Raw genomic sequence first — 9,770 nt, 5'->3', positions numbered from 1 at the left:
GGGTGCATCAAGATGTTGTGTTCTGCTTGGAACACTAACATGAAGTTGAAGGTTCCACTGATTCCCAGGGGCATACCATCAGAGAAGCTTCCTTGTCCAATCGGGTAGATTAAGAATACTGCGGTTGCTGCTGCTACAGGTGCAGAGTAGGCAACACAGATCCAAGGACGCATTCCTAAGCGGTAGGATAATTCCCATTCACGACCCATGTAGCAGAATACACCGATCAGGAAGTGGAAGATTACCAACTGGTAAGGGCCACCGTTGTACAGCCACTCATCGAGAGAAGCTGCTTCCCAGATGGGGTAGAAGTGTAAACCGATTGCGTTGGATGACGGAACTACTGCACCAGAGATGATGTTGTTTCCGTACATTAATGAACCGGCTACTGGTTCACGGATACCGTCGATGTCTACGGGGGGTGCTGCTACGAAGGCGATGATGTAGCAGATGGTTGCAGTTAACAAGGTGGGGATCATCAACACGCCGAACCAGCCGATGTACAGGCGGTTGTTGGTGGATGTTACCCAGTTGCAGAACTGCGCCCAAACGTTGGCGCTTTCGCGCTGCTGTAAGGTAGTTGTCATGTTAGGTATGATTGCTATGTATTTTTCGAGGTTCGTCGGTAGTGATTTCTCTACCGTGATTACAGTATTGCACGGTCAATGAAGTTTTGTAAAGTAGTTTTTCAGAAAGTTTACTTAACTAAGCTATAAAGAAAACTAATGATTGCTCAAGTCAGGCTTCTACCCAGGTGGTAAATCCGGTTTGTACAGTAGATGTGGCACTATCTCAGTCATTGATCTATGTCTTCTGTGATCACTTACAGTCCGGCTTATACACTGGTTCCAACCTACGAGTGTTTTAATCGTTGTACTTACTGTAATTTCCGCTCCGAACCCGGAACAAGCCCAGGGCTGACTCTGACGCAAGCTCAACAAATCTTAAAATCGCTTCAAGATCGAGGGGTGATTGAGATTTTAATCTTAAGTGGAGAAGTTCATCCTCAGAGTCCTCAACGTCCAGCCTGGTTTGAACGAATTTATCAATTATGTGAACTCGCCTTGTCGATGGGATTTTTACCCCACACCAACGCCGGGCCACTTCTCTATGAAGAAATGGCACAACTCAAACAGGTTAATGTCTCAATGGGCTTGATGCTTGAACAAATGACTCCTAAATTGCTGGAAACCGTCCACCGCCACGCCCCGAGTAAAGTTCCTCAACTGCGACTCCAACAGCTAGAATGGGCGGGAGAATTGCAAATTCCCTTTACAACGGGTTTATTATTGGGAATTGGGGAAAATGAGACGGACTGGCGAGAAACCTTAGAAGCGATCGCCACCGTTGATCAGCGTTGGGGACATATCCAAGAAGTGATCTTACAACCTCACAGTCCTGGTCAGCAGCAAGTTTGGCAGGGAGAAGCTTTTAATATGACTCTACTGCCTCAAGTCGTTGCGATCGCTCGTTCTCTGCTTCCAAATGAGATTACGTTACAAATTCCGCCGAATCTCGTCACCCATCCTGATATCTTAATCGAATGTCTCATAGCCGGAGCGAGGGATTTAGGCGGTATCAGTCCCCATGATGAAGTGAACCCCGACTATCCTCACCCCGATGCTCAAACGCTTGCCCCTATTCTTGAAGCTAACGGTTGGCAGTTGAAAAAACGCTTACCTGTTTATCCTCAGTATATTCCGGGGTTGCCAGCCCAATTAAAAACTTTAGTTGAGGATTGGCAGCTTGCCACAAAAAGCTCCTCTGTGATACAATGAAAATTCGTGATACGGCGGCATAGCCAAGCGGTAAGGCAGAGGTCTGCAAAATCTCCACCCCCGGTTCAAATCCGGGTGCCGCCTTCTAATATTGAACTCAGAAGTCAGTCAGGGGGTTGAAACCCGTGTCTAATATCCAAAGTCCTCGCACATAGGACTATCAATTAATATTTCCGTCAGTATTAAGTCGTTAATTGTAAAAGTTGTTCGCTAAAAAATTTACTAAATTTTAGGATAATCGACAGAGATTGCAGACTTTCCCACCAGTCTTCTACATCAAAAATTTCGTATAGATCTAGGCTATCCATTATCGAATCAATTTCATCTGAGAATTAATTAAATCTGATTACAGGTATTAACAAATTTAATTGAACGCAATAGCTCATTCAAAAACCCAGTCTAGTCTTCAGCTAGAAACCGATAGATTGCTGATAATCTGACCTAAAACGCCCGCTCAATTTTTGCAAATACTGACGTGAGATCGGTTGACAACACTAGAGATTGAAGTAAACTCGGATGACGTGTGTAATTGTTTACGCTACTGTTTAAGTGAGGGATCAGGATGCAACTATTAGAAAGCTCGGCACTGTTATCTAGCACTGCATAGCTTTCAACAAGATCCCAATTCCTGCTTATTCTGACACTAAACACCTAGCAACGACCATGATACCAAACGATTTGCTGACGACTGACCAACCCGACTCCAATCCCCAAAACCCCGATAAACCCGAAGAAGCTTGTGGTGTTTTCGGTATCTACGCACCGGGTGAAGATGTTGCTAAACTCACCTATTTTGGATTATACGCCCTCCAACACCGAGGTCAAGAATCAGCAGGAATTGCCACCTTTGACTCAGAAAAGCTGCATCTGTACAAAGAGATGGGGTTAGTTTCTCAAGTGTTTAACGAATCGATCCTCAGCGAGTTAAAAGGGAATCTCGCAGTCGGTCACACTCGTTATTCTACAACCGGATCGAGCCGAGTGGTCAATGCTCAACCGGCTGTCGCCAATAGCCGTCTAGGATCAGTCGCAGTCGCTCATAATGGTAATCTGGTTAATACCCCTCAACTGCGGGAAGAGATGACCCGACGCCAATATACTTTTGTTAGTACCACAGATACAGAATTAATTGCTCTGGCGATCGCTTCTGAAGTTGATTCGGGTAAGGACTGGTTAGACGCTTGTCAAAGTGCCTTTAAAATGTGCGAAGGAGCATTTAGTTTAGCGATTGGTACCCCTGTGGGATTGATGGGTGTACGTGATCCTCATGGGATTCGTCCTTTGGTGATTGGCACTTTAGACAACAACCCGACTCGATACGTTCTGGCGTCTGAAACCTGCGGTTTAGATATTATCGGTGCTGAATTTTTGCGAGAAGTTCAACCGGGTGAAATGGTTTGGATTACTGAAGACGGATTACAGTCAATTCAATGGCAACAACAAGCCTCTCGAAAACTTTGTGTGTTTGAAATGATCTATTTTGCCCGACCCGATAGCCAAATGGAGGGAGAAAGTCTCTACAGTTATCGAATGCGAATTGGTCGAGTCTTAGCCAAAGAGTCCTATATTGATGGGGATTTAGTAATTGGGGTTCCCGACTCTGGTATTCCGGCGGCGATTGGCTTTTCTCAAGAATCTAATATACCCTACATGGAAGGATTGATCAAAAATCGTTATGTGGGTCGCACGTTTATTCAACCGACTCAGGGAATGCGAGAGTCGGGTATTCGCATGAAACTGAATCCTCTAAAAGATGTTTTGGAAGGAAAGCGAGTGATTATGGTGGATGATTCTATTGTGCGAGGAACCACCAGCCGTAAGATTGTTAAAGCGTTGCGAGATGCAGGGGCGACAGAAGTTCACATGAGAATTTCTTCTCCTCCTGTGACTCATCCTTGCTTCTACGGGATTGATACTGATAGCCAAGATCAATTGATTGCGGCGAAGAAGTCGGTTGAGGAGATTTCCGAACATATTGGGGTGGACTCGTTGGCTTATCTGAGTTGGGAAGGAATGTTACAAGCGACTCACGAAGACCCTCAGAATTTCTGTTCGGCTTGTTTTACCGGAAAATATCCAATAGACGTTCCTGAACTGGTAAAACGCTCAAAATTGATGTTAGAGGAACCTGTGAAGGTTTAAGACAGTTTACAGTCATCAGTGAACAGGCAACAGGCAACAGGCAACAGGCAACAGGCAAAAGGCAAAAGGCAAAAGGCAAAAGGCAAAAGGCAAGAGGCAAAAGGCAAAAGGCAAAAGGCAATAGGCAATAGGCAATAGGCAATAGGCAATAGGCAACAGGCAATAGGGGAAGTCTTTAACTGCTAACTGGTCACTTGTCACTGGTCACTCTCTTGCGAACTTTGCTAAGATTGCGAACTAAGTCTCGCCGGAAACCGCGCCCGTCGCAAGGCAAGCCCTGGTCACTGATAACTGTCCCCACTGGTCACTGATAACTGGTTACTGGTCACTGTTTCTCCGCCTCCTAAGCGCAAAAACCCCTGATGAATGGTTTTTGTTTGATAAGAATTTCATATCTCTCTCGGATTCACTCCGGAATTGTTTGCAGAACTTGGATAGATCGATTAACGTTCCGGATGTGATGCGAGAGGAGGATGCCACCAAAAGCTCATCTAGAACCCCATCTCACGACTGAAGACCTGAAAGTGCGTTACCGACAAGCGAGGGATACTACCGAAGCGCGTCGATGGCACTTGCTTCAGCTCGTCGCGGGTGGCTGGACTATTAAACGAGCCGCCGAGGTTGTAGGCTTGAACTACGACTATTCTAAGGAGATTATTCGGCGCTATAACCGCGAAGGCCCCTGTTCTGTCAGGAACCGTAGCCGTGATCGCCAACCCCCTGTTGCTCGCTCTTTGTTAAGCTTGGCGCAGCAGCAGGAACTCAAAGAGGCTTTACAAAGCCCTCCCCCTGATGGGGGTGCCTGGTCAGGCCCGAAAGTCGCCGAATGGATTGCTCAAAAAACTGGTCGCCAACACGTCTGGCCCCAAAGGGGTTGGGACTATCTCAAGCGACTGGGAATTAACTGGAGACAACGCAAAAATACCGACAATGAGGAGTGAATCTAAGCTTTTAAAATTAGGTTTTGAGACACTTAGCATTGTATTGGTGCATCTACTTTGCGACTCTCTAATTAGAAGGCAATAGGCGCGAATTGCAAGAGGCAAAAGTCGGGAGTTGGGAGTCGGGAAAAAACTGTTAACTGAAAACGGTTTTTACTGGTAACTGGTCACTGGTCACTGTTCACTGTTAATCCAGATTGTACCCGCCACAAACTTGCATAAATTCCTGGTGTTTCTAATAATTGTTCGTGTCGCCCCCATTCTACTAATTTTCCCTGATCCATGACGTAAATACAATCTGCATTCCTCACGGTTGACAGGCGATGGGCGATCGCAATGGTTGTTCGATTTTGGGTAATATATTCGAGCGATCGCTGAATGGCGGCTTCTGTTTCGTTATCGACGGCAGAGGTCGCCTCATCTAATATTAATATAGGTGGATTTTTTAACACGGCTCTCGCAATGGCTATGCGTTGTCGTTGTCCGCCGGATAATTTTTGTCCTCGTTCTCCAACAATTGTATCATACCCTTGGGGTAATTTTTGAATAAAATTATCGGCTTCTGCCACTTGCGCGGCGGCGATAATTTCAGGTAAAGACGCATCAAAAGTTCCATAGGAAATATTTTCAGCAACGGTAGCGTGAAACAGAAAAACATCTTGACTCACTAAACCGATGGCTTGACGTAAATCTTTTAATTGAATTCGATTAATTTCAATCCCATCAAGGGTAATTATTCCTGATTGAATTTCATAGAGTCGAAGTAATAATTTCACTAATGTACTTTTTCCTGAACCTGTCGCCCCGACAATTGCAATGGTTTTAGTGGCTGGTATTTTCAGAGATAAATCTTCGATAACTGGAACTCGATTATTGTAGGCAAAGGTAATATTTTTGATGTCTATTTCTCCCCTAACCTGACTGACTGGAAGGGGAATATCTCCCGGATGAGTTTCAATAGATGTATCTAATAAATTCATCACTCGGTTAATGGAAGCCATCGCCCGTTGATACTGATCAAAGGTTTCTCCCAGTCGCGTTAACGGCCATAATAAACGTTGGGTAATAAACACTAAAACGCTATAAGTTCCTACGGCTAAACGTCCGGCTAGGGCTTCCATTCCTCCTAATAATAATGTTGCAATAAACCCAAAGAAAATTGCAATTCTAATTAAGGGAACAAAAGCAGAAGACAGTTTAATCGCTCGTTTATTACTCTGTCGATAGGCTTCACTTTGTTCGGTAATTCGTCCAGTTTCATAGTCTTCTGATGTAAAACTTTTAATCGTTGTAATGCCGCTTAAATTATTGGATAACTGACCATTTAACCAGCTAACTCGTTCTCTCACTTCTGCATAACGAGGGGCGAGACGTTTTTGAAATACCATTGATCCCCAAATAATAAAAGGCATGGGTAACATGGCAAACCAAGCCACATTTGGAGCGAGAATAAAAAACCCACCTCCCACTAAAATAACAGTTGTTACCACTTGCAAAATTTCATTCGCACCAAAATTTAAGAACCGTTCTAACTGGTTGATATCATCATTTAAAATTGACATCAAACTTCCGGTACTGCGTTCTTCAAAATAGGCTAATTCGAGTTCTTGTAAATGGCTATAAGCATCTAAACGCAAATCATGTTGAAGGGTTTGGGCTAAGTTTCGCCAGAGGAGTTCATAGGCGTATTCAAAAGCTGATTCTAAGCCCCATATAATTAAACTTAACAGCGATAATACCCAGAGTTGGGCGACGACATTTTCGACTCCCCATTGGGCGATAAATGAATCTTGTTGGTTCACGACAACATCAACGGCAGCACCAATTAAAACAGGCGGCGCTAAATCAAATAGTTTATTTAAAATAGAACAAATTGTCGCCTGAAATATTTGCATCCGGTAAGGATGAGCGTATTGTAACAGACGAGTCAAAGGATGAGTGGTTTTCGATGATTTCGGTGACAATTTTTCAACTCCAGTACATGAGTGAACCCTAACTGTATTTGTTGGTTTTCAGGGTAACTGTACAGCAGATTAATTCAAGAGATCCTTTCATTGTTATACCATTTTTCTATAATTTTGTTTTAACCTGTCCTGAAATGAGAGGGAACTAGGAGGGAACTAATAGCCTCCTCCTCCCTCCCTTTCTAAGGGAGGTGCCGTTGGCGAAGCCTATCTGAAGGATATAGGCGGAGGGATGGGGAGGTTGGTGGGGGTTAAAAAGAGAGTTAGAGGTTAAAGTCAGTGTTTTTATCATTTAAAATCATTAGAAATTGGTAGAACTAGCTAATAAAGGTGCTGCCTTCAAAAGAGTTTGGGTGTAGGGATGTTGAGGACAATTAAAAATAGCTTCAGTTAAACCTATTTCTACTATTTTTCCAGCATTCATTACGGCAATTCTATCGCATAAATATCGGGCTACCCAAAGATCATGGGTAATAAACAAATAGGTTAAATTAAATTCTTCTTTCAATTCTAACATCAAGGCTAAAACTTGGGATTGAACACTCGCATCTAGCATACTTACAGGTTCATCACAAATGATTAATTGAGGACGAGTAATTAACGCTCTGGCAATAGCAACTCGTTGTTGTTGTCCACCGGATAATTCACCGGGATAACGTTCATAATACTCGGATGCAGGGGTTAACCCCACTCGTTCTAACATCGCTATAACTTGAATTTTTGCCGCTTCTGGTGTGGCGAGTTTGTGAATAAAAAGCGGATCAGAAATTGCCTCTCCAATCGTCATCATTGGATTTAAACAAGCCAGAGGATCTTGAAATACCATCTGCATTTGACGGCGATAAGAACGAACTTGTGGAAGCGATAATGTGGTTAATTCTATCCCTGTAAATTCAACGGTTCCTGCTGTTGGACGAACTAACTGTAAAATACTCCGAGATAGGGTACTTTTTCCACAACCAGACTCTCCAACAAGCCCTAATATTTCACCCGGATAGAGGTCTAAACTCACCCCGTCTACTGCTTTAATGGCTGTTTTTTTGCCTGTAAAAAGCTGTTGAATTGAATTGGATTCTAAGCTATAATATTGTTGTAAATCTCTGACTTGTAATAACGGCTTAGTCGTTTTCTCAAGAAAAAGAGTATTTTCTAAACTTTCTTCAATCGCTTGCAAATGTAAAGCCGCATCCAAAAGCGATCGCGTATATTCATGTTGAGGCTGTTGTAAAATTTGGGACGTTGAATTCATTTCAACCATTTTTCCGCCATACATCACCGCCATGCGATCGCAATATTCCCCCACCATTGCTAAATCATGGGAAATCAACAAAATTGCTGTTCCTCGTTCCTCACACAATCGCGTTAATTCTTGCAAAATTTGAGCCGAGATGGTAACATCTAAACTGGTAGTGGGTTCATCAGCGACAATTAATTTGGGGTCAAGAAGTAACGCTAAGGCGATCGCTACCCGTTGTCTCATTCCCCCACTAAATTCATGGGGATATTGCGACCAACGACTTGCCGGAATTTTCACGGATTCTAATGTTTGAATCGCTTTTTCTTTGGCTTGTGAACGAGAAAGTTGAGGTTGATGAGCGTTCAAGGTTTCGATACAATGTTCACCAATGGTCATCAACGGATCAAGACGAGTCATCGGATCTTGAAACACCAACGCCACCGCCTCACCCCGAAAGCCTCTTAACTGCTTGGGGTTCATCTCAAACACCGACTGTCCCCCAAACATGACTCGCCCTTCAATTTGTGTAGACGCAGGAAGCAAACGCATCGCAGCCCGCCCCAAGGTGGATTTTCCGCAACCCGACTCACCCACCAACCCCAACTTTTCTCCGGGTTTGAGGGTAAAGGAAACATCATCAACCGCCCAAGTCGGTTTGTTGCTGCGACTGGGGTAGGCGACTCGGAGATGTTCGACGCAAAAAAGAGGCTCAGACATGGGGAATGGCAGGTTAAAATTCATTTATAGCAGGGAACAGTGACTAGTAAACTACCCATCGCCAACGCAAAGCTTTTGGCAGAGGCTCTATCCCTAACCCACCCCATCAGGAAACAACAAAAGTTGCCCCTCTAATTGACAAGAATAGGTCGAGATTTCCGGCTGGTTTACAACAGCCCCTAACTGAGCAATATTCAACGCTCCGTTAACATCAGCGTCATGTTCAAAACCACAGAAACCGCATTTAAAATGCTTGCCATTCCGATAGGACTTGCCTTTCTCGGGGTGAACGTGGTGGCATATCGAACAGGTCTGAGATGTGTATCTCGGGTCAACCAAAATTACATCAACTCCGGCAATACGAGCTTTGTATTCGGTGAACAAGCGCAACTGATAGAAAGCCCATCGGTTGATTTCGGTGAGGGTTTTCTTTCTAACTTTTGTTCTCAGCCGAATGCCCGACAAATCTTCAAAAGCAATTGCAGAATTAAGCTGTTGAGCAACTTCAATAAGCTGTTTACTGATGTTGTGATTGACCCATTTTTGAAACCTCGATTCCTTCCCGGAAAGCCTCCTGAGCAGGCGTTTACTGCTTTTGGTGCGTTTGGATTGTATCGAGGCGCGAACGCGAACAAACCTACTTCGGGTTTCTCTCAATTTCTCACCATCCCAGGATTTTCCGGTGGAAGTAGTTGCAATATCGCGAATTCCCAAATCTACTCCCAAAACCTTCGGCGTTTGATTTTTGGGTTGAGTGGGAACTTCTACAACAATATTGATGTAATAGTTGCCATTTCTGCTCTTAGAAAGAGTGGCACTTGTGGGAGATTGACCTCGAAGCAAAGCGATTTGATAGCCGCCAATTTTCAAGTCAAAATTCACACGCCCCGATTTCAGTGTTACGCCTACTTTCTGCTCGGATTCAATATATTTGAACGTCCGAATATCAAGGCTAATACTGGTGGGTCGAAACTTGTGAATTTGTTTGGTC

General features: G+C 44.0%; 8 protein-coding genes and 1 tRNA gene. 4 read left to right on the top strand and 5 right to left on the bottom strand.

The features are described from left to right. Positions 1–587, bottom strand: a 587-nt coding sequence (locus WN50_RS19700; protein ID WP_049560420.1) for a photosynthetic reaction center family protein, incomplete at its 3' end; no start/stop codon positions are given. A 219-nt stretch (positions 588–806) separates the two neighbouring features. Between WN50_RS19700 and cofG the strand changes: the two genes are divergently transcribed. Both cofG and WN50_RS19690 read left to right on the top strand, forming a co-directional pair. Further along, positions 807–1,778, top strand: a complete 972-nt coding sequence (cofG, locus tag WN50_RS19695) for a 7,8-didemethyl-8-hydroxy-5-deazariboflavin synthase subunit CofG (RefSeq protein WP_046280571.1) — start codon at positions 807–809, stop codon at positions 1,776–1,778. A gap of 13 nt (positions 1,779–1,791) precedes the next feature. Beyond that, a tRNA-Cys gene (locus tag WN50_RS19690) sits at positions 1,792–1,862 on the top strand. A 98-nt stretch (positions 1,863–1,960) separates the two neighbouring features. On the opposite strand, the gene WN50_RS36960 is transcribed toward WN50_RS19690, so the two are convergent. After that, positions 1,961–2,086 (bottom strand): hypothetical protein, encoded by a 126-nt coding sequence (locus tag WN50_RS36960; protein ID WP_281062870.1) that lies wholly within the window; start codon positions 2,084–2,086, stop codon positions 1,961–1,963. A gap of 355 nt (positions 2,087–2,441) precedes the next feature. On the opposite strand from WN50_RS36960, the gene purF reads away from it, so the two are divergent. Then, on the top strand, positions 2,442–3,920 hold the full coding sequence (gene purF / locus WN50_RS19685) for an amidophosphoribosyltransferase (protein WP_046280572.1): 1,479 nt from the start codon (positions 2,442–2,444) through the stop codon (positions 3,918–3,920). A gap of 473 nt (positions 3,921–4,393) precedes the next feature. Then, the gene (locus tag WN50_RS19680) at positions 4,394–4,861 is read left to right on the top strand and encodes a helix-turn-helix domain-containing protein (protein ID WP_046280573.1); all 468 of its coding nucleotides are present in this window, start codon (positions 4,394–4,396) and stop codon (positions 4,859–4,861) included. A gap of 167 nt (positions 4,862–5,028) precedes the next feature. On the opposite strand, the gene WN50_RS19675 is transcribed toward WN50_RS19680, so the two are convergent. From WN50_RS19675 to WN50_RS19665, 3 genes are all read right to left on the bottom strand, one after another. Continuing rightward, positions 5,029–6,756 (bottom strand): ABC transporter ATP-binding protein, encoded by a 1,728-nt coding sequence (locus WN50_RS19675; protein ID WP_152964747.1) that lies wholly within the window; start codon positions 6,754–6,756, stop codon positions 5,029–5,031. A 370-nt stretch (positions 6,757–7,126) separates the two neighbouring features. Next, on the bottom strand, positions 7,127–8,779 hold the full coding sequence (locus WN50_RS19670; RefSeq protein WP_046281548.1) for a dipeptide ABC transporter ATP-binding protein: 1,653 nt from the start codon (positions 8,777–8,779) through the stop codon (positions 7,127–7,129). Positions 8,780–8,872: 93 nt separating this feature from the next. After that, on the bottom strand, positions 8,873–9,770 hold an 898-nt coding region (locus WN50_RS19665), incomplete at its 5' end, for an RNA-guided endonuclease InsQ/TnpB family protein (RefSeq protein ID WP_235441035.1).

Source organism: Limnoraphis robusta CS-951 (genome assembly GCF_000972705.2).
This window is presented reverse-complemented; position numbering and strand designations above follow the sequence as displayed.